24 protein-coding genes are annotated in these 21,820 nt (G+C 59.4%); 11 read left to right on the top strand and 13 right to left on the bottom strand.

Annotated features, from left to right (window positions below; translation table 11 throughout):
- Nucleotides 1-170 precede the first annotated feature (170 nt).
- The 3 genes from AC0ZWN_RS25405 to AC0ZWN_RS25415 form a co-directional block, all read right to left on the bottom strand.
- Entirely contained in the window at nt 171-1,004 is an 834-nt protein-coding gene (locus AC0ZWN_RS25405) for a TIGR03915 family putative DNA repair protein (RefSeq protein WP_476337072.1), read from the bottom strand.
- Nucleotides 1,001-2,221, bottom strand: coding sequence for a putative DNA modification/repair radical SAM protein (locus AC0ZWN_RS25410; RefSeq protein ID WP_093440974.1), 1,221 nt, complete (start codon nt 2,219-2,221; stop codon nt 1,001-1,003). The genes AC0ZWN_RS25405 and AC0ZWN_RS25410 overlap by 4 nt, the downstream gene beginning before the upstream one ends.
- Before the next feature lie 146 nt (nt 2,222-2,367).
- On the bottom strand, nt 2,368-3,126 hold the full coding sequence (locus AC0ZWN_RS25415; protein WP_476337073.1) for an ArsR/SmtB family transcription factor: 759 nt from the start codon (nt 3,124-3,126) through the stop codon (nt 2,368-2,370).
- 79 nt (nt 3,127-3,205) lie between these two features.
- Between AC0ZWN_RS25415 and AC0ZWN_RS25420 the strand changes: the two genes are divergently transcribed.
- Complete coding sequence (locus AC0ZWN_RS25420; protein WP_476337075.1) at nt 3,206-4,309, top strand: cytochrome P450; 1,104 nt, start codon at nt 3,206-3,208, stop codon at nt 4,307-4,309.
- Nucleotides 4,310-4,437: 128 nt separating this feature from the next.
- Here the strand turns inward: AC0ZWN_RS25420 and AC0ZWN_RS25425 are convergent, their stop codons facing one another.
- Together AC0ZWN_RS25425 and AC0ZWN_RS25430 are read right to left on the bottom strand one after the other, a co-directional pair.
- Entirely contained in the window at nt 4,438-5,757 is a 1,320-nt protein-coding gene (locus AC0ZWN_RS25425) for an Nramp family divalent metal transporter (RefSeq protein ID WP_116255026.1), read from the bottom strand.
- A 72-nt stretch (nt 5,758-5,829) separates the two neighbouring features.
- Nucleotides 5,830-6,366 carry a chalcone isomerase family protein gene (locus AC0ZWN_RS25430; RefSeq protein ID WP_099756586.1) on the bottom strand — a complete coding sequence of 179 codons (537 nt, stop codon included), beginning with the start codon at nt 6,364-6,366 and terminating at the stop codon, nt 5,830-5,832.
- Between the two features lie 147 nt (nt 6,367-6,513).
- On the opposite strand from AC0ZWN_RS25430, the gene AC0ZWN_RS25435 reads away from it, so the two are divergent.
- Nucleotides 6,514-7,287, top strand: coding sequence for a hypothetical protein (locus AC0ZWN_RS25435; RefSeq protein WP_476337076.1), 774 nt, complete (start codon nt 6,514-6,516; stop codon nt 7,285-7,287).
- A gap of 84 nt (nt 7,288-7,371) precedes the next feature.
- Nucleotides 7,372-7,929 carry a DcrB/PsbP domain-containing protein gene (locus AC0ZWN_RS25440; RefSeq protein WP_476337077.1) on the top strand — a complete coding sequence of 186 codons (558 nt, stop codon included), beginning with the start codon at nt 7,372-7,374 and terminating at the stop codon, nt 7,927-7,929.
- Here the strand turns inward: AC0ZWN_RS25440 and AC0ZWN_RS25445 are convergent.
- The 4 genes from AC0ZWN_RS25445 to AC0ZWN_RS25460 all read right to left on the bottom strand — a co-directional run bounded on the left by AC0ZWN_RS25445 (nt 7,919) and on the right by AC0ZWN_RS25460 (nt 11,595).
- Nucleotides 7,919-8,635, bottom strand: a complete 717-nt coding sequence (locus AC0ZWN_RS25445) for an alpha/beta hydrolase (RefSeq protein WP_476337079.1) — start codon at nt 8,633-8,635, stop codon at nt 7,919-7,921. The two genes, AC0ZWN_RS25440 and AC0ZWN_RS25445, sit on opposite strands and share 11 nt — an antisense overlap.
- A gap of 182 nt (nt 8,636-8,817) precedes the next feature.
- Nucleotides 8,818-9,930 carry a M14 family metallopeptidase gene (locus AC0ZWN_RS25450; RefSeq protein ID WP_476337080.1) on the bottom strand — a complete coding sequence of 371 codons (1,113 nt, stop codon included), beginning with the start codon at nt 9,928-9,930 and terminating at the stop codon, nt 8,818-8,820.
- Nucleotides 9,931-10,139: 209 nt separating this feature from the next.
- Entirely contained in the window at nt 10,140-10,919 is a 780-nt protein-coding gene (locus AC0ZWN_RS25455; protein WP_476337082.1) for an ABC transporter substrate-binding protein, read from the bottom strand.
- Between the two features lie 247 nt (nt 10,920-11,166).
- Nucleotides 11,167-11,595, bottom strand: a complete 429-nt coding sequence (locus AC0ZWN_RS25460) for a rhodanese-like domain-containing protein (RefSeq protein ID WP_099756590.1) — start codon at nt 11,593-11,595, stop codon at nt 11,167-11,169.
- 101 nt (nt 11,596-11,696) lie between these two features.
- Here AC0ZWN_RS25460 and ftrA point away from each other — a divergent pair, with 101 nt between their 5' ends.
- From ftrA to AC0ZWN_RS25485, 5 genes are all read left to right on the top strand, one after another.
- Nucleotides 11,697-12,671, top strand: a complete 975-nt coding sequence (gene ftrA / locus AC0ZWN_RS25465) for a transcriptional regulator FtrA (RefSeq protein WP_476337084.1) — start codon at nt 11,697-11,699, stop codon at nt 12,669-12,671.
- Nucleotides 12,672-13,105: 434 nt separating this feature from the next.
- Nucleotides 13,106-13,486, top strand: a complete 381-nt coding sequence (locus AC0ZWN_RS25470; protein WP_331691428.1) for a DUF6124 family protein — start codon at nt 13,106-13,108, stop codon at nt 13,484-13,486.
- Nucleotides 13,487-13,488: 2 nt separating this feature from the next.
- Complete coding sequence (locus AC0ZWN_RS25475) at nt 13,489-13,758, top strand: hypothetical protein (RefSeq protein WP_007915053.1); 270 nt, start codon at nt 13,489-13,491, stop codon at nt 13,756-13,758.
- 306 nt (nt 13,759-14,064) lie between these two features.
- A complete protein-coding gene (locus AC0ZWN_RS25480; RefSeq protein ID WP_476337086.1) occupies nt 14,065-15,303 on the top strand; it encodes an S-type pyocin domain-containing protein in 1,239 nt (412 codons plus the stop codon).
- Nucleotides 15,300-15,635, top strand: a complete 336-nt coding sequence (locus AC0ZWN_RS25485; protein ID WP_099756593.1) for a hypothetical protein — start codon at nt 15,300-15,302, stop codon at nt 15,633-15,635. Before AC0ZWN_RS25480 ends, AC0ZWN_RS25485 begins: the two co-directional genes overlap by 4 nt.
- 59 nt (nt 15,636-15,694) lie before the next feature.
- On the opposite strand, the gene AC0ZWN_RS25490 is transcribed toward AC0ZWN_RS25485, so the two are convergent.
- Entirely contained in the window at nt 15,695-16,033 is a 339-nt protein-coding gene (locus AC0ZWN_RS25490) for an FKBP-type peptidyl-prolyl cis-trans isomerase (protein WP_053121462.1), read from the bottom strand.
- A 163-nt stretch (nt 16,034-16,196) separates the two neighbouring features.
- On the opposite strand from AC0ZWN_RS25490, the gene AC0ZWN_RS25495 reads away from it, so the two are divergent.
- Complete coding sequence (locus tag AC0ZWN_RS25495) at nt 16,197-17,273, top strand: diguanylate cyclase domain-containing protein (RefSeq protein ID WP_476337088.1); 1,077 nt, start codon at nt 16,197-16,199, stop codon at nt 17,271-17,273.
- Nucleotides 17,274-17,278: 5 nt separating this feature from the next.
- Here the strand turns inward: AC0ZWN_RS25495 and AC0ZWN_RS25500 are convergent, their stop codons facing one another.
- Nucleotides 17,279-17,743, bottom strand: a complete 465-nt coding sequence (locus tag AC0ZWN_RS25500) for a hypothetical protein (RefSeq protein WP_476337089.1) — start codon at nt 17,741-17,743, stop codon at nt 17,279-17,281.
- Nucleotides 17,744-17,844: 101 nt separating this feature from the next.
- The gene (locus AC0ZWN_RS25505) at nt 17,845-18,150 is read right to left on the bottom strand and encodes an RcnB family protein (RefSeq protein WP_476337091.1); all 306 of its coding nucleotides are present in this window, start codon (nt 18,148-18,150) and stop codon (nt 17,845-17,847) included.
- A 432-nt stretch (nt 18,151-18,582) separates the two neighbouring features.
- On the opposite strand from AC0ZWN_RS25505, the gene tcuC reads away from it, so the two are divergent.
- Together tcuC and AC0ZWN_RS25515 are read left to right on the top strand one after the other, a co-directional pair.
- Complete coding sequence (gene tcuC, locus AC0ZWN_RS25510) at nt 18,583-19,875, top strand: MFS transporter (protein WP_095048013.1); 1,293 nt, start codon at nt 18,583-18,585, stop codon at nt 19,873-19,875.
- Nucleotides 19,876-19,887: 12 nt separating this feature from the next.
- Complete coding sequence (locus AC0ZWN_RS25515) at nt 19,888-20,658, top strand: substrate-binding domain-containing protein (protein WP_099756596.1); 771 nt, start codon at nt 19,888-19,890, stop codon at nt 20,656-20,658.
- On the opposite strand, the gene AC0ZWN_RS25520 is transcribed toward AC0ZWN_RS25515, so the two are convergent.
- Nucleotides 20,648-21,562: a LysR family transcriptional regulator gene (locus AC0ZWN_RS25520; RefSeq protein ID WP_320337624.1), complete on the bottom strand. Its 915-nt coding sequence runs from the start codon at nt 21,560-21,562 to the stop codon at nt 20,648-20,650. The genes AC0ZWN_RS25515 and AC0ZWN_RS25520 overlap by 11 nt on opposite strands.
- Between the last annotated feature and the right edge of the window lie 258 nt (nt 21,563-21,820).

Below are 21,820 nucleotides of genomic sequence, written 5' to 3' on the forward strand. Positions count from 1 at the left end.
TGATCATCTTCACGACTTGCAGCTTGAAGCTGTCGTCGAATGCCCTGCGTTTTTTAGTCATGAATAACTCCTCGATAGATGTATTTTCCACCTATCGGGGTGTCCGGGGAAATTAGACCACTGCACAAGTCCGAGCACCTCGGTCAGTCCCCTCTCCCTTTGGGAGAGGGTTAGGGTGAGGGGCTTTTCAGCGTTATCCGTTTACCAAGCCGATCAGCAATCCCACTCGCCTGCCCATTCTGCTGCTTACCCATCCGCGCCTGCGTAATCAACCCCGGAATCAACTCCCCCTCCGGCAGATTCTTCCAGAACCGCGCCGGCAAATGCCCCTGCATAACCTTCTCGTTCAACCGCGCAGGATTAAAGATATGGCTGTAATAAGTCAGCCACAGGTCACCATGAGGATCGTCGACGTTCTGCGCCAACTGCTGCCATTCCAGCGGGCATTGACGCTGATGAATCAGTTGCTCGCCATCGTAGTAAACCCCGTCACGCGGCGTGGCGATCAACCAGCGATGGCGGCCCATTCGCCCGATGAAATGCTCACCGGCGTTGTGCAGAATGTCGTGGGCCGGCTCATGCCAAGCCACATATTGCGGACCCGCGCTGGATGAAGGCCGCTCGATGAAACGCACAAACGCATGCAGATGATGAGCTTCCCGATGCACTTGTTTGATCCGTCGCTGCAACTCGCTGCCGAGTTTGTCCCCGGCCATCATTGCGGTACGGTCGCCGTGGCTGACGCGCCACAGCACTTCATACAGCAAACTCCACCGTTGATCACCGCGATAACGCGAGGCCTGTTCCAGGGTGTCGAGCAGCGCTCGCGGAATACGTGCCTGAAATGGCCCCTGCCCTTCAGGCACCGGCTCATCACTGGCAAACAGATCACCCACACCTTGCGAGGCCCAGCTCACCAGACTCGGATCGACTTCATGGCTTAGCAGCCAGCGCGCCTGCTGGCGCCAGGTGTCGAACAGGTCGTCGCAATCGAGATTGATCATCCCCACAACCCCATCTGCTGCGGCATCGGCCGGTCACGTAATTGCTGATAAAGCATATGGCTGGTGACCTCGGCCTGCTGCGGGTGATAGTCGCTGGTGATGATGAACGGCTTGGCTTTGGCCAGCACGCAGCGCATGCGCGCGACGTCTTCGTAACGGATGCGCCGCTGGCGGCGCAGCTCGACCAGTCGTTCGGTGGTGCGCAAGCCGATACCGGGAATACGCGCAATCAGGGACGCTTCTGCACGGTTCAGATCGAGCGGGAACACCTCGCGATTCTGCAACGCCCAGGCCAGTTTCGGGTCGATGTCCAGCGCCAGATTACCCGGTCCCTTGAGCAATTCATCAGCACTGTAGCCGTAGCTGCGCAGGAGAAAATCGGCCTGATACAAACGGTGTTCGCGCATCAGCGGCGGCGCGGCCAGCGGCACGCTTTTCGGGCTGTCGGGAATCGGGCTGAAGGCCGAATAGTAGACCCGGCGCAAACGGAAATTGCCGTACAAGGCCTGGGCGCTGTGGAGGATGGTGCTGTCATCGGTGTCGTCGGCGCCGACAATCAGTTGCGTGCTCTGCCCGGCCGGGGCGAACTTGGCGGAGCGCGGTTCGTTCAACACGGTCTGCACGCCAGTGTAGATGGTGTTCATCGCCTGTTTGATCGAAGTGATGTCCTTCTCCGGTGCCAGCACTTGCAGGCTGGCATCGGTGGGCAGTTCGATGTTGACGCTCAGGCGATCGGCGTAGCGGCCAGCCTCTTCAATCAATGCCGGATCGGCTTCGGGAATGGTCTTGAGATGGATGTACCCGCGAAACTCATGCTCTTCACGCAGCAGCTTCGCCACCCGCACCAGTTGCTCCATGGTGTAGTCCGCCGAACGAATGATCCCCGAACTGAGAAACAGCCCGCTGACGCAGTTACGCCGGTAGAAATCCATGGTCAGCGCCACGACTTCCTCGGGGGTGAAACGAGCGCGCGGAACATCGCTGGAGCGGCGGTTGACGCAATACTGGCAATCGTAAAGGCAGAAATTGGTCAGCAGAATCTTCAACAACGACACGCAGCGCCCGTCCGGCGTGTAGCTGTGGCAGATGCCCATGCCATCTGTCGAGCCCAGCCCGCTCTTGCCCTCGGAGCTGCGCTTGGGCGCGCCGCTGCTCGCGCAGGAGGCGTCGTACTTGGCGGCGTCGGCGAGGATGCTCAGCTTGTCGATGATTTGCATGGCGCGGGCTCTATACTGTTTGTATATACAGTATAGCGTCGGCAGCGGTGATACAAGGTGGCAGATGCGCCCCTCGTCGGTCAGAAGGTCAAGATCAAAGATCGCAGCCTTCGGCAGCTCCTACATGGATTGGGTCGGGTCAAGATTTATCGGGTGTACGCGATTCCTGTAGGAGTTGCCACAGGCTGCGATCTTTTGATCTGCCCGTCTACCGGCCACTCAACGCCAAACCGCGCACCGATCTCCTTGCGCCCCAGCGCCGTCAACGCCAGCGCCCGACTGTCCAGATCCTGGGTCACCCACTTGCGCTTCAACGCGGTCTGCAACAGCGCCGCCCCCAGCGAACCACCAAGATGCGGCCGGCGCATGCTCCAGTCCAGGCACGGGCAGGCAAACTTGCGGCGCAGGCTGGTCAAATCCTGCACGTCTATTCCCAAACCAAGAAACAACGCCTCGCCGGTGTCACTCAAACGATACGCCTGCTCGTCGCTTGCCACCAACCAACCAGCCTCGAGCAAACGGTCGTGCAGCAACACCGCCAGCGTTCCGGCCATGTGGTCATAGCAAGTGCGGGCGAATTGCAGGCGATCCGGGGTGTGCGCCTTGAACGTTGGCGCGGCGTTCTGGCCAATCACCATCAACGCTTCCAGCGCCTGCGCCACGCGCTGATCGGCGAGGCTGTAATAGCGATGACGGCCCTGCACATGCAGGCGCAGCAGTGCCAGGTCCTTGAGTTTCGCCAGGTGCACGCTGGCGGTCGAGGCGCTGACTTCGGCGATCGTCGCCAATTCAGTGCTGGTGCGGGCGTGGCCGTCCATCAGCGAACAGAGGATTTTCGTTCGCGCCGGCTCGGCGATGGCGGCGGCCACTTGGGAAACGCCGATGTCTTGATGTTCTGCGTGCATAGTTCGCTCCCGGACGAATCATCGTCGTTGCGCAGTGGAGATAGTAGCAACACTTTCCCCGCCGACAAGGATGCAAACCATGAACCCGATCAGCGCCGCAACGCACGCCGATCCTTATCCCTACTACGCCGAACTGCGCGCAGCAGGTGGACTGACGTTTCATCCAGAGCTGAAACTGTGGGTCGCCAGCAGTGCCCGGGCGGTGTGTGCGGTGTTGGCCCACGCCAATTGCCGGGTGCGTCCGGCGCAGGAGCCAGTGCCCAAAGCGATTGCAAAAGGCATGGCCGGCAAAGTCTTCGGCCAACTGATGCGGATGAATGACGGTGAACGCCAGCGCTGCCCGCGCGCTGCCATTGAGCCTGAGTTGGCCTCGCTCGACCTTGAGGCCGTCGACAGACTGGTCGCCGCGCGGCTGATCACAGCGGACGCCGACGGGATGTACAAGGCAATGCTTCGTGGCCCGGTGTGCGTGGTCGCGGCGCTGCTGGGGTTCACCCCGGCGCAAGCGCGGGCGATCAGTGAATTGACGGCGGATTTCGTTGCCTGCCTGTCGCCGTTGAGCAATGACCTGCAACTGGCCGCAGCAGAGGCGGCGGCTGAACAACTGCGCGGTGACTTCATCGAATTGCTCGCCGAGCCGGCCAGCCCGTTGCTCAGTGCAATCCAGCAGCGCTTCACCGGCGATGAGGAAACCTTGATCGCCAACCTGATCGGCCTCTGTTCACAGACGTTCGAAGCCTGCGCCGGCCTGATCGGCAATACGCTGCTGGCGCTACGTCAGCAGCCAGCGTTGCGCGGCGAATCCATCGAAGCATTGCTTAGCGAAGTCCAGCGCTTCGACCCGCCCGTGCAGAACACCCGGCGCTTTGTCGCTGCGTCCTGTGAGATTGCCGGTGTGCGTGTCGAAGCGGGCGATGTGATTCTGGTGCTGCTGGCCTCGGCCAATCGAGATCCGGCGCTCAACGAACAGCCGGAGCAGTTTCTGCCACAGCGCGCCAACCGCCGCAGTTTCAGTTTTGGCAGTGGCCGGCATCAGTGTCCGGGGCAAGCGCTGGCGATGAGTATTGCCGGGGCGACGGTGAGGGAAATACTTGGGCGTGGCATCGATCTGAATCGCTTGAACTGGCACTACCGGCCTTCGCTCAATGGGCGCGTTCCAATGTTTAGCGATGTCGGCGCCTGAAACTCCGCATTCGCGAGCAGGCTCGCTCCCACAAGGTTACGAGGTGTACACACTGTTGAAATCACCTTGAAAACTGTGGGAGCGAGCCTGCTCGCGAAGAGGCTAGCCCAGTCACTGCAAAATATGGCTCAAACCGCCCACTGCAAAATCAACCAGCTGTTAGCGCCGCTGATCACCACAAACAACCCCCACGCCAACACCCGTGTCGGCCAGCGATTCACAAACGGCCCCATCAGTTGTTTGTCGTTAGTCATTCGAATGAGTGGATACAAGGCAAACGGCAACTGCAGACTCAACACCACCTGACTCAACACCAGCAATTTGCCGATCGCGTTATCGCCCATCAGCCACACGCCGACGAATGCTGGAATCAACGCCAGTCCGCGAGTAATCAAGCGCCGCTGCCAGCACGGGATCCGCAGGTTCAGATAACCCTCCATTATCACCTGGCCGGCGATGGTGCCGGTGAAGGTCGAACTCTGCCCCGACGCCAGCAACGCGACGCCGAACAACACGCTGGCCAGCGCCCCACCGACCAGCGGATCGAGCAAGTGGTAAGCGTCCTGAATGTCCACCACGTCGGTGTGCCCGGACTGGTGGAACGCTGCCGCCGCGAGAATCAGAATCGCCGCGTTGACCAGCAACGCCAGGGCCAGCGAACCGATGGTGTCGATGCGCGCCAGTTTCACCGCGTCCTGCTTGCTGGCGAGGTCCTTGCCGATCATCCGCGTCTGCACGATCGAGGTGTGCAGGTAGAGGTTATGCGGCATCACTGTCGCACCGAGAATACCGATGGCCAGGTACAACGGCGCCGCTTCGCCAATCGCCGCCAGCGACGGTTTGAAACCTTGGGCGACGTCCGGCCAGTAGGGTTTGATCAGCAGCAGTTCAACGAAGAAACACACGCCGATGGTCGCGACCAATACCAGCATGATTGCTTCCAGACGGCGGAAACCGCGATTTTGCAGGGCCAGCACCAGCAAGGTGTCGAACGCGGTCAGGGCAATGCCGAAGGTCAGCGAACAGCCGAGCAACAAATGAAACGCCAGCGCACAACCCAGCACTTCAGCCAGATCGGTGGCGATGATCGAGATTTCCGCCAACACCCACTGCAGCCGTGCGGTCGGCGTGCTGTAGCGCTCGCGGGACAGTTGCGCCAGATCGCGCCCGGTGGCGATGCCCAACCGCGAACACAGGCACTGCACGACCATGCCGGCCAGACTCGCCAGCAACACCACAAACAACAGACTGTAGCCAAAGCGTGAACCGGCCTCGATCGCCGTGGCCCAGTTGCCCGGGTCCATGTAGCCAATCGACACCAGCAAGCCGGGGCCGGCGAAACGCAGCACGCGCTTGAAGAACGAGGCGCTGGGATCCACCGCAACACTGCCGGCCACTTCCGGCGGGCAAAACGGCGCGGTGGCGATTTTGGGCAAACTGAATTTCACGCACAGATCCAGAAACAAGTCGAAAAGACGCAGCTTAGAGGTTTCCGCCTGAGCCTTGAAGCGCAAAAAAATCTATCGACTCACCCCCAACAACTGTTCGCGCAGCTCGGGACTGCGTGTGCGCGGATCCAGCCAGATATCAAAAAATGCGCGGGCAAACAGCGGATCATCGATCTCATGCTGCAACTGCTGACCGACAAAAAACCGCGCGCCCTGCCCCGGCAGATACACCCCGGTAATCCGCGTGCCGGCCTGCACATCGACAAACGATTGCTGCATCTGTACCTGCCACCCGGCCAATTGCGCCGGGCTGACGCGGGCACCGGCCAGCCGTTTGATTTCGTCGACGCTGGCCTTGACCAGATCATCGCGGGAGATGTTGCGGCGGTAGATCAACTCCAGCGCAAATGGCTGACCGTCGACCAAGGGCCGCGCGGCACTCCACAATCGCGCGTTGTAGACATCGAAACCGAACACGCTGTAATCGCCGGTGCCGATGATCTGCGCGCCGGGCACGGCGTCCTGCCAATTGGCCCAGGTCGGCGTCAGCAACAACGCCCACAAGCCGATGCCGCAGCATCCTCGCACCAGCTTCGGTGTTCTTCTCATCGCGGCATCGACTCCGGTAAATCCTGATACACACAGCATAGCCGGGTATCGCTCCCGATACTTTGTATACAAAAACTGCGCACATAGGCAGCAATCGCCGATCGACAATGCTACCGTGGCCTACCCTCAACGGACGGAGACACCTGCGTGCTGATCCTCAAACTGCTGCTGATTCCCGGTTTTCTGCTGCTGATATCCCTGGCGGGCAAACGCTGGGGGCCGAGCGTGGCCGGGTGGCTGTCGGGATTGCCGGTGGTGGTCGGGCCGATTCTGTTTTTCCTCGCCATCGAGCAGGGTCCGGCGTTTGCCGCACAGTCAGCGGTGGCGGCGTTATCGGCGATGTTCGCGATGATTGCGTTCTGCATCACCTATGCGCAGGTCGCGCAACGGGCGAACTGGCCGTTGGCGCTGACGGCGTCGCTGTCGGTGTGGGCCGTCATTGCTTGGGTGTTGTCGCTGATCCCGGCGTCGCTGCCGTTTTCGGTGGCAGCCGCGACGGTTGCGTTGTTGGCATCGCCGTATCTGTTTCCTGCGGTGCAACCGGTGCTCAACGGTCCGGCGCCGAAGTCGGACAAACTGATCTGGCGAATGATCGCCGGTGCCGCGTTGACGCTGGTGGTGACGATGCTGGCCAGCACCGTCGGCGAGCGCTGGAGCGGTTTGCTCGCGGTGTTCCCGGTGCTCGGCAGTGTGATGGCAGTGTTCTCGCAACAGACGCGCGGCCCGGCATTTACCGCCGCATTGTTACGGGCGACGGCGACCGGCATGTATTCGTTCTCCGCGTTTTGTCTGGTCTCGGCACTGACCTTACCGAACATGGGGCTGAGCGGATTTGCCGTAGGTGTTGCGGTGTCGGTGGCGATGCTCGGTGTGACCAAGCGGTTGTTGGCCCGTCCGCTGGCGAAAGCGCAGGCGCAGTAACCGGTCAGACGATTCGCGCTGGAACGCCCGCCCCCCTCCGTGGGATGATCGCCCGCCTCGCGCGACCATCCACCGGAGATTCACATGTCATTGTTGAGCAAAAAAGCCGTCGTCCTGCTGGTGGCGGCCCTCGCCGGTTTCGGCGCCCTCCACGCGCAAGCGGCCAAGAAAAATGCCGGCACCGAGAAAGTCTCGATGCTCGAGGGCAAGTTCACCTTTGTGTTGCCTAAAGGTTTCGTCGCCGACCCGCTGCCGACCAGCCCGAGCGGAACCAAAGGCACGATGTACACCAACGAGGCCACGAAGACCGTGGTCATTACCGCTGAGAACAAGATTCCCGAAGGCCAGCACGTCAAGGACAACGACGGGCAGTTCCTCGACGGCAGCGTGTCGAGTTTCATCGAAGACCAACGCAAGGCTCTGCCGGATTTCAACAAACTCAGCGAAAAAAGCCTGACCCAAAAAGGCACCGGTCTTGGCTTGCGTCAGGTCGACAGCACCGCGACCCAGGGCGGTGGTCAGACCCTCAACACTACGCTGATGGCCGGCTCCGGCACGAAGATGGCGTTGGTGCAGGTGATCTCCCGCGCCAGCGACAAGAAAGGTCACGATGCTTTGGTGAAAACCATCCTCAAGGATTGAGCTGCTGCAGCCAGCCACTCAAGTCGCGCAGCTCGGCCGCACTGATACTGTGGCCGACGCCGGGATAGGCATGGAACTGCGGCTTGTAACCGAGTTTCTGTAGTTGCGTGTTGGCCTCGGTGCCGTTTTTATACGGCACCGGATCATCGGCGGTGCCGTGGCCGATAAAGATACTCAGCGGCAACGGCTGCTGCTCGCCTTTGAGTTCAGCTTTCAACACTGGCAATAAACGCCCGCTCAACGCAGCGATCCCGCCGACAGCGACTGGCGGCCGCAGCCCCACCTCGTAGGTCATCATCGCGCCCTGGCTGAAGCCGATCAGGTACACCTTGCTCGGGGTGGTGTGATATTTCTGCGCCGCTTGCGCGACAAAGTCGCGCAGCTTCTGCCCACTGACCTTCAGATCATCGGTCTCGCCGTTGTAGGCACCTTCGCCTTTCTTGCGAAACCACTGGAAACGTCCTTCGCCCAACGACAACGGCGCCTGCACCGACAGGTAGTTGTATTGCGCCGGCAGTTGGAATTTCATGCCGATCAGATCGGCTTCGTTACTGCCGTAGCCGTGCAGGAAAATCACCAGCGGTCGCGTCTCGGCGTCGGCGTGCACCTGTTCGATGTACTTAAGTGGCAGATCGGATTGCAGCGTGGTTTGCGCCTGCACGGCGGTGGACGCCAGCAGGGTCAAGAGAGCAAAGACCTTCAACATAGAGCCTTCCTTTCACAGAGTGTCGGGTTCGGGGGGAGCCTAACATCCTGCGGCGAGGATCCAAATTCGGTGGTGTTGCTGATGCCGCCATCGCGAGCAGGCTCACTCCTACATTTGGAATGCGTTCCCCCTGTAGGAGTGAGCCTGCTCGCGATGAGGTCATTAGCCCCAACGAAGATCCGTCAGTCGTTGGTTAATTTCCCTGTACGAAACGCCACCCGCCCCGCCACTTTTGCCTGCCAGATCCCCGGCTCGGTGTAGCGCCCACGATCCAGCGCAAACAACACCCCGCTGGTACCGGCGCGCACAGTGGTCACGCGATCCTGCAACGGATCGACCACCTCGAACAACGCATCGCCCTGCTCCACCCACTCGCCAGCATTGCGCAGGAAACTCACCACACCATGGTGCGGCGCGAACAGGTATTCGGTGCCCTCGAACGGCAGGCCTTCGCAGCACTCGCTCGGTGCCGCCGGCCACTCGCCGCTGATAAAACCCTGCTCGGCGAGGAAACCGAGAATCGCCTCACAATTGGCCTGCGCCTGATCGACCCGGGTGTCGCCCATGCTGCCCAGTTCCAGCGTGGTCGCCCGATTCGCCGCCGGAATTGCAGCATTGGGAAATGCCCGCGCCAGACGCAACCATGGCGTCGAGCAGGATTCATCGAACGAGCTGCCACCGGAATCTTCACACAGCAGCGCCACGCCGGCCTTCAAGCGCGCCGCCAGCGATTGCCACTGTGGCCAGTGCTGCGGCAGCGCGTACAAGTGAATCGCCGCGTCGAAATCACAATGCAAATCGAGGGTGATGTCGGCATCGCAGGCATGGCGCAGCAACAGGCGATGCAAGGCTTCCAGTTGCGAGGCCGGCGCCGGCAGTTCATCGAATACCTGGCCCATGGTTTGGCGGATCAGTGCAACGTTGGCCTCGGCATCAGTGCCCAGACGCTCACCGATCAACGCCGCGACCGGGGCACTGAGTTCGACGAAAGCGCGGTTGAAATTCTTGCCGCTGCCCAGTTCGAAGCGGCCCATGTGCGCGCCTTGCACGTGTTGATCGAGGCCGATCGGGTTGGCCACCGGCACCAGCTCGATCACGCCCTGCAAACGGCCTTGCTGTTCCAGTTCATTGAGGCGTTGCTTGAGTTCCCACGCGGTGCGCATGCCCGGCAGTTCATCGGCATGCAGGCTGGCCTGGATGTACACCTTGCGGGTGCCCGCGCCATAGCGAAACACGCTGAGCGAGCGCTCGCTGCCCAAGTGGCTCCAGGGCAGAACATGGTCGATGCGTTGCATGGGAAGACTCCTGCAGTCTGGTAGATCTGGATCAATGAGATCCCTGTGGGAGCGAGCTTGCTCGCGAATGCAATTTGACAGTCAATAAAGATGTTGAATGTTAAACCGTATTCGCGAGCAAGCTCGCTCCCACAGGGATCTCCATCTGTAGAAAGAAAGCATAAAAAAGTGGCCACCGCGCAAACGGGGCCACTTTTTTCTACGGCGTATTAATGGCCGTACACGTCAAAGTCGAAGTACTTGTCCTGGACTTTCTTGTACTCGCCATTGGCGCGGATTTCGCTGATGGCTTTGTTGAATTGCTCGGCCAGCGCGGTATCGCCCTTGCGCACTGCAATGCCGGCGCCGCCGCCGAAGTACTTGGCGTCTTCGTAGGTCGGGCCAACGAATTCAAAACCTTTGCCGGCGTCGGTTTTCAGGAAACCATCGCTGAGGTTGACCGAGTCGGCCAGCATCGCGTCGATACGCCCGGAAACCATGTCGAGGTTGGCTTCCTGCTGCGAGCCGTAACGCACCAGCTCGATCCCGGCCGGCACCAGCACTTCGGTGGCGTAACGGTCGTGGGTGCTGGCGCGCAGCACACCGACTTTCTTGCCCTTGAGTTCGGTCAGCGGGTCTTTGACACCGGAGCCTTCCTTCATCACGAAGCGCGCCGGGGTGTGGTAGTACTTGATGGTGAAATCGACGTTTTTCTTGCGGTCATCGGTGATGGTCATCGACGACAGAATCGCGTCGATCTTCTTCACTTTCAGCGCCGGGATCAGGCCATCGAATTCCTGCTCGACCCAGGTGCATTTGACTTTCATCTGCGCGCACAACGCATCGCCGATATCGACGTCGAAACCGGCGAGTTTGCCGTCAGGGGTTTTCATCGAGAATGGCGGGTAACCGGCTTCGATACCGATGCGGATCGGCTTGGCGTCTTCGGCCACGGCGGTCAGGGACAACATCGACAGTGCCAGGGCACCGAACATCACTAGCTTCTTCATTTATAACTCCTGTGTGCGGAGGCTTTTATTGGCAGCTTTCGATTCAGCGTTCGGTCATGGCCAATTGGCTACAAACACCGAAGTGGCCGGCAGTCTATGGCGGCGCGCACAGGGTAAATTGTGTTTAAGCGACAAATACTTATGAAAGATCGGCGCACCGATTGACCGGGGTCAACGGGTGCGCCGTCGTGGTGCAAAGGCTGTAGGACAAGCGCTTTTTTTGCTCACGATTTCTCTTAAAAGAACGTCAGCATTCGCAGCCGATGGCGGTTTTGCCGACTTGCTCAACGCTCAGTTGAAAGCCTTCATCCAGCCATCCGGTAACCCCGCCGATCATCTCCTTGACCGGATACCCCAGCGCTGCCAGTTTCACCGCTGCCTTGTTCGCGCCGTTGCAGTGCGGGCCGGCGCAATAGACCACAAACAGAGTGGTTTTCGGGTAGATCGCCAGCTCCGCCGCCGTCAGTAACCGGTTCGGGATATTGATCGCGCCCGGTACATGCCCGCGCTCAAAGGCCAGCGGACCACGGACATCGACAAGGACAAAATCAATCTCGCCGGCCTCTTGGCTACTGAAGACGTCGGAACAATCGGTTTCGAAGGTCAGACGATTACTGAAGTGCATCAGGGCGATCGCCGACGGCGCCGCAGGAATGTCGCGAACCAGGCTGACCATGGGTGTTGCTCCTTTATCTGAACGGGTGTGAACAGACTTTATCGAGCGGTCGCTTGCGGCTACAGTGGCGCACAAGACACTCACCGGGAATTTTCCGCCAAATGCCGACATCACCAGGTCTGGTTGCGATTCTGGCCTACGACGGCCTCTGCACATTCGAGTTTGGCATCGCCGTGGAGGTCTTCGGCCTGACCCGGCCGGAGTTCGATTTCCCGTGGTACACCCACGCCATTGCGGCGGTCGATCAAGGCCCGATGCGCGCCTTGGGCGGTATTCAGGTGCTGGCCGATGGCGGTCTGGAATTGTTGGCCGAAGCGCGCACCATCATCATTCCCGGCTGGCGTGATCGCAACGCGGAGGTGCCTCCAGCATTGATCGACGCGCTGTGCCAGGCCCATGCCCGAGGTGCGCGATTACTGTCGATTTGTTCCGGTGTATTTGTGCTGGCGGCCACCGGCCTGCTCGACGGCCACGGCGCCACCACCCATTGGCGTTACGCGGCAGAACTGGCGCAGCGCTTCCCGGCAATTGCGGTCGATGCCGATGTGCTTTACGTCGACTCCGGGCAGTTGATCACCTCGGCCGGCAGCGCCGCCGGAATCGATGCCTGCCTGCATCTGGTGGCGCGGGACTTCGGCACGCAAGTCGCCAACTCGGTGGCGCGGCGACTGGTGATGTCGCCACAGCGTACTGGCGGCCAGGCGCAGTTCATTCCAACCCCGGTCAGCCCGACGCCGCGCAACGATCTGTCACGGGTGATGCAGTGGGCGCGCGAGCGTTTACATGAACCGCTGGAGGTGCGTGATCTGGCCAGTGAAGCGGCGATGAGTGAGCGCACGTTTCTGCGGCGTTTTACCGAGGCCAGTGGGCAGTCGCCGAAGGCGTGGTTGCAACATGAACGCTTGGCGCGGGCGCGGGAGTTGTTGGAGAGTACGCCGCATAACACCGAGCAGATTGCCGAGCGTTGCGGTTATCGGTCGGTGGAGAGTTTTCGTGTGGCTTTTCGTGGGGTGGTGGGGGTGCCGCCGTCGGTTTATCGGGAGCGGTTTGGGCGGGGCGTGAGGGTTGAATCCTGAGGTGATTTTGCAGGCGCCTTCGCGAGCAGGCTCGCTCCCACAGTTTGGAATGCGTTCCCCTGTGGGAGCGAGCTTGCTCGCGAAGGCGCCCAGTCAAACGCAGCATCATTTAGACATCAGCCACAAGGCTACAGCGCCTTGCGCCTTTGCCTACAACTACGCCAGAATCCGCCGGCTTGTGCGGCTTGGAGGTCACCGGTAACTTGGTTCGCGTCACTGAATGTTCAGTGATCGGGTTTAGTCGCTCGGTGTCATCTCTAGCTAGCAAGCTGTTATTCAGTCTGGCATTTCCATGCCTGCACTCAATGGCGGCTATGCGCAGGGCGCTTTCGAGCGCGCCGGTTTAGCTAGGAGGCCGGTCGACTAACCTGCGTATAGCTGCCACCCAATGTTTAGTCGCAAACGGTGTCAGCCTCATTGAGGTTTCCTAGCATATGTTCAAAATCACTCCGAATCCGCCCGAAACAGAAGCGGAAATAGATCCAAATCCAACGTCCCCCTATTCCGAACCGGGCTCCAGAAAACTCCACGAAGCCGCCGAACGCGCCCTCGATCACTATCTGAAACCCACACCGCCGTCACCACCGCGCAGACCCAGCACCATGTTCCTCGTCGACCCGAACACCGGCGCCGAAGACCTCATGGCCCACGCCTGCGAATCCATGGCTTCGGCCAGCGTCATGCTCAGCGACTTCGCCGCCCTGCTCGACTCGCCCTACCGCAACACCGTGCTCGGCATCCAGCAAGTGGTCATGCTCGGCGAACTCGCGGTCAACCGCGCCCTCGACAAAATCGAACCCGCCCTGAGGCAATAAACATGTCCAACAAAACCGATGCACAAGTCGTCGCGGCACTGGTGGCCATGGGCTTCAACGAGCGGGACGGACGCTGGGCACAAAACGCCTGCCTGGTGCTGTTCGAAAGCGAACGCGAAACCATCGTCGCCTCCGCCGTCACCGTCCTTCCCCAACTCGATGAACTGGAAATCGACGCCGTGCTACCCGCACTGCGCCGCGTAACCCGCCGGTTCCCCTCACTGCAAAAAACCGTGGCCGACACACTGGCCGAAATGGCCCACGCAGCCTGATTGACCGCGTGATCGTTCTTCGCGAGCAGGCTCGCTCCCACACTAGATCTGCGGCGCACTCAAATCCCATGAGCATCCGCGATCAACTGTAGGAGTGAGCCTGCTCGCGATGGCGTTCTTTCTGCTGACAAATATCTGAAAACCAGACCATAGGAAGGCCCGAGCGAGTTGGCGTACCTGCCGATGTACCCATCCTGATTTTTTACACTTGTAACAACTGTCGCAATTTCAGACCCGTCCTACATCCATCAAACGCCCATTCATTTAGCGTCCGCATCGTTTTCTGACGATAGAACAAGGACGCTCATGGCGCGAAAGACAGACAGACCTCGGGTTCAAAATCCACCGGCCGGTGACGGACACCACATCACTAGCCGCTACATGACCGACAGCGAGTTGGCAGAGCGGGAAGCTAGACAAACCGCCTATGACGACATGCTTGCCAGACAGCAAGCTTACGAAAATAGCCAAATCAAACAGCCACAACAGCCTATGCCCGATGCAAAAGGTTGCGTGTTCGCTAAAAGCTGCCAACTTCCGGATGGTGTAATCAACCATGTCAGTAGTACCGGATTTATTCCGGTCGAGAAGTTGGCTGATTTTGGAGAGTTGTCTTTGTTGGGCGGCCGCGAACGAGACACTGCTGGCAACATCCCGCTGAAAAAAGTAGGAGGCCGTAATTTTCCCGCTGCGGCAGGAACGCTTTTATTAGCTACGACTACCACTGCAAGCCCAGGCGCAAGTGCAGTGAGTGGTGCAAGTGCAGTGACGGGAGGTGTTGTCGCTGGTGCATTGCTCGGCATGGTTGCTCTGCTTTGGCCTTCGAGTTTGGGCGACAGCTCGCTATACACAGAAGAACAACTTAAATCGCTTGAGAAAGGTCGCACTCGTGTCCGATTGCGTTTAAAACAACAAGCCGACGGCACCTTGAAAGGATATGGGTACAACACCCAGACGCGCAGCGATTGGGAGATGATTCCTGTCGTACGGTTCGTGAAGCAAGGCACCCAGCAAGTCGCAGATTTCGGTAATGGGGCAACACTGATTTGGACTCCCGCCGTAGACACAAGCAGTACATCGGAAATTCCACCGCTGGAAGGCGCACCGCAAATTCCCCAGATCTGGATTTATCCGCCGACTGAGCAAGCGGACAAGCTCATCGTTAATCCGGTTTACCCGCCTGAGTACCGAGATTTCATCCTTGTTTTTCCTCCAAACTCGGGAATTAAACCCCTTTATATTGTTTTGGCGCTTGAGTTCGATGCAGCCAGTTACCACGGAAAAACAGATACACCCATAAAAAGTAAAGGACCAACCAATGGTCAGGAAGCGCTAGAAAACTCGGTTCAGGTCAAACCTACATCACCACGTAGAATCGGAATTGATCCAGAAACAAATGAGCTAGTCGTCTTCGATCGCACGGGTGGAGATGTCTATCACGGCCACGTAAGGCCATGGGATAAACTTCACCAAGATATGAAAAATGCGCTGATCAAGGCTAAAAAAGTAGACAACAAAGGCAGAATCCTGGGAGATGCAAAGTGAGCCTCATCTATCAAGATCCATCTATTAGCCATGACGAGGCCATTCGCCTACTTTCCAGCGACACGGATGCAAACGTAATCACCGCACTCGTATCCATTGGCCTGAATGAAACCGATAGAAACTGGGCTCAGGACATCTGCCTGAAACAGCTCGCCAGCAAAACCGAAGCAATTGTGGCCGCTGCGGCTACTGCACTCGGGCACATCGCTCGCCGACATGGCGAACTGGATACTGAAACAGTTTTTGCGGCACTCGAATCAGCCAAGCAAACGCACCCTTCACTGCAAGGAATCATCGAAGACACGCTTGACGATATAGACGTATTCACCTGATCCACCCTGACGGCATTTGGATGAAGTAACGGACTTCATCCAAATCGACGCCCCCCACCTCAATCCTCCCGCGTCAGCACTTCCAACAACTCAATCTCAAACACCAGATTCGAATTCGGCGGGATCTTGCCCATCGTCCGTTCGCCATACCCCAGATGCGCCGGCACCAGCAATTTACGTTTGCCCCCCACCTGCATGCCCATCAAGCCCTGATCCCAACCCTTGATCACCCGCCCGGTGCCAATCACGCACTGGAAAGGTTTGCCTCGGCTGTAGGAAGAATCGAACTCGCTGCCGTCTTCCAGCCATCCGGTGTATTGGGTGGTGATCAGCGCGCCTTTGACGGCGGCTTTGCCTTCGCCGACCTGAAGATCGATTACCTGCAGTTCATCATTCATAACATTCACTCTATTGTTCGGCTGGCCGCCGTTTTCCCAGAAATGCCGGTGATTGGCAACCTGCAAGCGCAGATCAACGTGGTATCCGAACCGAGTAACGAAGCATTAACATAGCCAACCGCCACTATCCCACGGATCGACCCGCCATGCTGGCAGCGCCCGAATGACTCTGTTCTGGATCAGCCTTGCCGTGGGCGCGATCATGCTGGCCATCATCGCCCTGCTGCTGTGGCGCGAACGCGGTTTGCGCAGGCAGCTTGCGCAGTACCGGGATTTGCTGACGCGGGCCGCCGATGGCCAACGCATTCAGCAGGACGGCGACGTCGAGCGTTTCAAACGCAGCCAGTACTTTGCGCGCATCGGCACTTGGGATTGGGAAGTCGACACGGATCGGCTGTACTGGTCGGATGCGATTTACGGCATGTTCGGGTTCAAGATCGGCGAAATCACCCCGTCCTATGCTCTGTTCTGCTCCTGCGTCCATCCGGACGACCGCACCAAAGTGCGCGAAGGTGAGTTGCGCTGTCTTGAAACCGGCGAAAACCATGATGAGGAATACCGCGTGGTCTGGCCCGACGGCACGATTCGCTGGCTGCGGGAAACCGGCAACGTGGTGCACAACGACCACGATGCGGTGGTGAAAATGATGGGCGTGGTGCGCGACATCACCGAAGAAAAAGCCTCGGCCAGCTACCTGCAGCACCTCGCCCACTTCGATCCGCTGACCGGCCTGCCTAATCGCCTGGTGCTGGAGCAACGCTTGTCGGAAGCGCTGGATCACGCGCGGCAGACCGAGACCCGCGTCGCACTGGTATTCATCGACCTCAACGGTTTCAAAACCATCAACGATCGCTACGGCCATGCCGCCGGCGACCGCGTGCTGATCACCACGGCCACGCGACTGAAACGCATTCTGCGCGCCACCGACACCGTCGCGCGCATTGGCGGTGATGAGTTTGTGGTGATCCTGCAAGGCCTGGCGCCGAACCTGAGTTTGCAGGACGAAGCCCGCAGTATCTGCCAGAAAATCTTCATCGAACTGTCGCCCCCGATCAGCATCGGCAACGACCAGCGCCACATCGGCACCAGCCTCGGGGTGGCGGTGTTTCCGGACCATGCGACGGCGATGGATCGCTTGCTGCACATTGCCGATCTGGCGATGTATGAGGCCAAGCGCAGTGGCAATAATCAGTATCGGTTGGGGGGTGGGCAGGTGATGAATCACGTTCGGGTCGAGTAGCTCGATCAGTCCGCAGGCAGGCCAAACAGAATGCCATTGAAGGTATGCGTGCAACACCGGCAATGAGGCTTCATCTCTTCGACACTCAGCTGCGGATTGACGATTTGCAGCTGCTTTTGCTCATCGACGAACAGGCCGTTGAAGTAGGCCGACTCGCCCAGTCGCACAATGTCCTTGCGATCGTCTTCGTGGATGGCAACCATCCAGAACACCGGCTCTGGCCGATCAAGGCGAGATACCGCTTCGCTGAAAATCTCATCCCAATGACCGCCGACTCGGGATAACAGAAAACGAAACAACGGCGTGTAGTCGTAGCCGTGGTGTTTGATGCCATGCATCGAGCCGCGCGTGGCCTCGCTGCGGCTTTGCGCTTTGGTGTTTCGTTGATCGCGGTAGTGCCCGCCTGGGTTGTTGCGCCAGACGTTATGGGCGGTGGTGTTTTCTTTGCGATACAGCGGTTTCTTTTCCAACCTGTTGCTCCTGACTTCCTTTCACTCGAAACGCCCCACGGGTTTTACCCGAACGGCGCTCGATTGCAATCAACCGTCCATGGCTGATTGTTGCCGGAGGTTTAACGCGGGACCGGCTTCATCTCGACAATGGTGCCGTTGGTGATCATCACCATGACGTACTGGTCATTGATCTGTACCCACTGCGCCTGCTCAACAGGTTTTTTCAGGCCCTTGGTTTTCCAGTCGATGGCTTTTTCACTGCGCTGATAAATATCCGGGGCGCGGTCGTTGACCTTCAATTCGCGGTCGCTGGTCGGGGATTGCACGGCTTGCTCATTTGAGGATTGCGCCGCTTGAACAAGTGGGCTGATCCCGGCAATGCCGGCGACGAGGGCCAGGCTGGCGATTAGGGTTTTGCTGTTCATCGGTGAACCTCCAGAGATGTGTGCTACCTGAACTCGGACTGCCGGGTTCGGGAATCATTCCTTTTTTTGCTGGGATGGGCGCTAGAGGAAATCAAGAGCCCCTCACCCTAGCCCTCTCCCGGAGGGAGAGGGGACTGACCGAGGTGTTTGGCAGAAGTGCGCCGACGTGCGATACCGAGCCGAATGCAAGTTTCAAAACCAACCGAAATCGGCTCCCTCTCCCTCGGGAGAGGGCTGGTGTGGCGAAACCATAAACAGCCGTTACAACAGCAATGGATTTGTACCCAAAAAACCCATTGATCCACTTTGCACATCAATCCATGCCAACAATGCAATTAACATCCTGTTACACCTGCGCCACCATCCACCTCAATAAAAACCGTGCGCCGCCCTCCCGTCGCGCACGTCATAAAAGCGGTGGAGTACTTTTCTATGACAGCCTCAATCCCTCACAACGGCTCGCGGGCCGGTGCCATTTTCCGGGTGACCTCGGGCAACTTCCTCGAACAGTTCGATTTCTTCCTGTTCGGCTTCTATGCCACGCAGATCGCGGCGGTGTTCTTCCCGGCGAGCAGTGAGTTCGCCTCCCTGATGATGACCTTTGCGGTGTTCGGCGCAGGCTTTTTGATGCGTCCGCTGGGCGCCATCGTGCTCGGTGCGTACATCGATGATGTCGGTCGGCGTAAAGGTTTGATCGTCACCCTGTCGATCATGGCCAGCGGCACGATATTGATCGTGCTGGTGCCCGGTTACGAAAGCATCGGCCTGTTTGCGCCGGCACTGGTGTTGATCGGGCGCTTGCTGCAGGGCTTCTCGGCTGGGGCGGAATTGGGCGGCGTGTCGGTGTATCTCGCCGAGATCGCCACACCGGGTCGCAAAGGTTTCTTCACCGCTTGGCAGTCGGCCAGTCAGCAAGTGGCGATCATCGTCGCCGCCGCTTTGGGCTATGCGCTGAACGCGTGGATGGCGCCGGATGTGGTGGCCGATTGGGGCTGGCGGATTCCGTTTTTCGTCGGCTGCATGATCGTGCCGTTTATCTTTTTCCTGCGCCGTAACCTGGCGGAAACCGAAGAGTTCGCCGCACGCAAACACCGCCCGAGCATGGGCGAAGTGTTCCGCACCCTCGGTCAGAACTGGGGTGTGGTACTCGGCGGCATGTTGATGGTCGCGCTGACCACCACCGCGTTTTACCTGATCACCGTGTACGCGCCGACCTTCGGCAAAACCGTGCTGCACCTGAGCACCTCCGATGCACTGTTGGTGACGCTGCTGGTCGGTGTGTCGAACTTCTTCTGGCTGCCGATTGGTGGCCTGTTGTCCGACCGTATCGGCCGTCGTCCGGTGCTGATCGCCATGTCGCTGCTGGCCCTGGCCACGACCTATCCGGCGCTGTCGTATCTGGTGCAGGCGCCGAGCTTCAGCCACATGTTGCTGTCGCTGTTGTGGCTGTCGTTTATCTACGGCTTGTACAACGGCGCAATGATTCCGGCGCTCACCGAGATCATGCCAGTTGAGGTGCGCGTTGCCGGTTTCTCCCTCGCCTACAGCCTGGCCACGGCGATTTTCGGTGGTTTCACCCCGGCGATGTCGACCTTCCTGATTCAGTACACCGGCGACAAAGCCGCTCCAGGTTACTGGATGAGCATCGGTGCGCTATGTGCCTTGTGCGCCACTCTTTATCTGTACCGCCGTGCCGGTGGTCGTCTGCAACCTGTCGCGGCCTGAGGAAAACTCGCCATGAAAAAACTGTTTACTGTCACCGCCCTGCTCGCCGGTCTCGCGTTCAACCTCGCGGCCCAGGCCGAAGAATTGAGCGTGATGACCTCCGGCGGCTTCACCGCCGCCTACAAGATTCTCGGGCCGAAATTCGCTGCCGCCAGCGGCAACACACTGACCACCAGCCTCGGCCCGTCGATGGGCAAGGCGCCGGAGGCGATCCCTAATCGCCTCGCGCGCGGTGAACACGCCGACGTGGTGATCATGGTCGGCTACGCCCTCGATGACCTGATCAAGCAAGGCAAGGTCGACCCGGCCTCGCGCGTTGAGCTGGCCGATTCGCGGATCGGCCTGGTGGTGCGCGAAGGCGCGCCGAAACCGGACATCAGCAGTGTCGACGGCCTGAAGAAAACCCTGCTCGACGCGCAGTCAGTGGCCTACTCCGACAGCGCCAGCGGCGTCTACATCGAGCAGCAGTTGTTCAAGAAACTGGGGATCGAAGATCAGCTGAAGCCGAAGGCAAAAATGATCCCGAAAATCCCGGTCGGCTCGGTGGTTGCCACTGGCGACTATCAACTGGGCTTCCAGCAGGTCAGCGAATTGCTGCCGGTGCCGGGCGTGAGTTTCGTGGCGAAGATTCCGGAATCGGTACAGTCGGTGACGCGTTTTGCCGCCGGGATTCCGGTCGGCGCACAGCATCCTGAAGAAGCCAAAGCCCTGCTCGCCTACCTCGCCGCGCCGGCCGCACAAGCTGACGTGCAGGCCACCGGACTGGACTCGGTCAAGCGCTGACAATTGGCGGCTGGACTTTCATTTCCACCACCAGCCGCTCCAGTTCCAATGCAGCCGGGGTCAACGTACGACCCCGGCGCTTGATGATGCCGACACTGCGCATCACTTGCGGGTCGGTCAACGGCACCCGCGTCAGGATCGGATGATCCGGCCCCGGCATCGCCATCAGCGGCACCGCCGCCACCCCCAACCCCGCCTCCACCAGACCGATCATCGTTGTCACATGACGGGTTTCGCAGATGCTCGAACGCTGCGGCACTACGCTGCTCAACGCCTGATCGAGCAGAAAGCGGTTGCCGGAGGTCTTGTCGAGCGAGATGTAATCCTGCTGATAGAACTCGTCCCAGCTCACACTGCTGCGCCCAGCCAGCGGGTGATCGCGGCGACAAGCGACGACGTAGCACTCCTGCACAAGCGGTTCGAACTCGATTTTGGCATCCTGCGTGCCGAGGAAACTCAAGCCGAAATCCGCCTCGCCGTTGACCACCGCACTCAAGACATCGTGCGCACTGGAGTCGAGCACTTTGACTTTGATCCGTGGGAATTGCTGGTGATAGCGCGCAACCACGCGGGGCATGAAGTAGTACGCCGCCGAAGGCACGCAGGCGACGGTGACATGGCCCAAACGGGTCGATGCGACTTCGCTGATGCCCAATAACGCGACGTCGAGATCATCGAGCAAACGCTCGACGCTGGGCATGAAGCCGCGTCCGGCCTGGGTCAGGCTGACCTTGCGCGTGGTGCGTTCGAAGAGTTTCACGCCGAGGGCGTCTTCGAGCTTTTCAATGCGCCGGCTCAACGCCGGTTGCGACAGGCGCACGGTGTCGGCGGCCTTGCGAAAACTGCCCTGCTCGACCACGGCGCGAAAGGCTTGCAGGTCGTTAAGGTCGAAGTTGATGGCCATGGCGGGACTCGGGGGATTGATTCGTAGAGGTTATGAATGTAACCAATTGATGCAATTTATTACAGACCACATGAAGATCCCCTGTAGGAGCTGCCGCAGGCTGCGATCTTTTGATCTTGATTCTTCGAAGGCAAAAGCAAGATCAAAAGATCGCAGCCTCGTTGCACTCGACAGCTCCTACAGGGGATCTTCGGTGGATGAAAAGTCGCTGTAGCCCTTATCCTTGTCACCCCCGCCGTACCGTTGTCAGGAGTAACC

Source organism: Pseudomonas sp. 3B-A001-10F, assembly GCF_056313565.1.

Bases quoted from the DNA above. Each gene is read 5' to 3' on its own strand.
- AC0ZWN_RS25440 (WP_476337077.1), top strand. From the start codon at position 7,372: ATGTCATTGTTGAGCAAAAAAGCCGTCGTCCTGCTGGTGGCGGCCCTC.
- AC0ZWN_RS25410 (WP_093440974.1), bottom strand. From the start codon at position 2,221: ATGCAAATCATCGACAAGCTGAGCATCCTCGCCGACGCCGCCAAGTAC.
- AC0ZWN_RS25420 (WP_476337075.1), top strand. From the start codon at position 3,206: ATGAACCCGATCAGCGCCGCAACGCACGCCGATCCTTATCCCTACTAC.
- AC0ZWN_RS25515 (WP_099756596.1), top strand. From the start codon at position 19,888: ATGAAAAAACTGTTTACTGTCACCGCCCTGCTCGCCGGTCTCGCGTTC.
- tcuC (WP_095048013.1), top strand. From the start codon at position 18,583: ATGACAGCCTCAATCCCTCACAACGGCTCGCGGGCCGGTGCCATTTTC.
- AC0ZWN_RS25415 (WP_476337073.1), bottom strand. From the start codon at position 3,126: ATGCACGCAGAACATCAAGACATCGGCGTTTCCCAAGTGGCCGCCGCC.
- AC0ZWN_RS25490 (WP_053121462.1), bottom strand. From the start codon at position 16,033: ATGAATGATGAACTGCAGGTAATCGATCTTCAGGTCGGCGAAGGCAAA.
- AC0ZWN_RS25450 (WP_476337080.1), bottom strand. From the start codon at position 9,930: ATGCAACGCATCGACCATGTTCTGCCCTGGAGCCACTTGGGCAGCGAG.
- AC0ZWN_RS25445 (WP_476337079.1), bottom strand. From the start codon at position 8,635: ATGTTGAAGGTCTTTGCTCTCTTGACCCTGCTGGCGTCCACCGCCGTG.
- AC0ZWN_RS25460 (WP_099756590.1), bottom strand. From the start codon at position 11,595: ATGGTCAGCCTGGTTCGCGACATTCCTGCGGCGCCGTCGGCGATCGCC.
- AC0ZWN_RS25405 (WP_476337072.1), bottom strand. From the start codon at position 1,004: ATGATCAATCTCGATTGCGACGACCTGTTCGACACCTGGCGCCAGCAG.
- AC0ZWN_RS25475 (WP_007915053.1), top strand. From the start codon at position 13,489: ATGTCCAACAAAACCGATGCACAAGTCGTCGCGGCACTGGTGGCCATG.
- AC0ZWN_RS25520 (WP_320337624.1), bottom strand. From the start codon at position 21,562: ATGGCCATCAACTTCGACCTTAACGACCTGCAAGCCTTTCGCGCCGTG.
- AC0ZWN_RS25430 (WP_099756586.1), bottom strand. From the start codon at position 6,366: ATGAGAAGAACACCGAAGCTGGTGCGAGGATGCTGCGGCATCGGCTTG.
- AC0ZWN_RS25455 (WP_476337082.1), bottom strand. From the start codon at position 10,919: ATGAAGAAGCTAGTGATGTTCGGTGCCCTGGCACTGTCGATGTTGTCC.
- AC0ZWN_RS25480 (WP_476337086.1), top strand. From the start codon at position 14,065: ATGGCGCGAAAGACAGACAGACCTCGGGTTCAAAATCCACCGGCCGGT.
- AC0ZWN_RS25495 (WP_476337088.1), top strand. From the start codon at position 16,197: ATGACTCTGTTCTGGATCAGCCTTGCCGTGGGCGCGATCATGCTGGCC.
- AC0ZWN_RS25470 (WP_331691428.1), top strand. From the start codon at position 13,106: ATGTTCAAAATCACTCCGAATCCGCCCGAAACAGAAGCGGAAATAGAT.
- ftrA (WP_476337084.1), top strand. From the start codon at position 11,697: ATGCCGACATCACCAGGTCTGGTTGCGATTCTGGCCTACGACGGCCTC.
- AC0ZWN_RS25505 (WP_476337091.1), bottom strand. From the start codon at position 18,150: ATGAACAGCAAAACCCTAATCGCCAGCCTGGCCCTCGTCGCCGGCATT.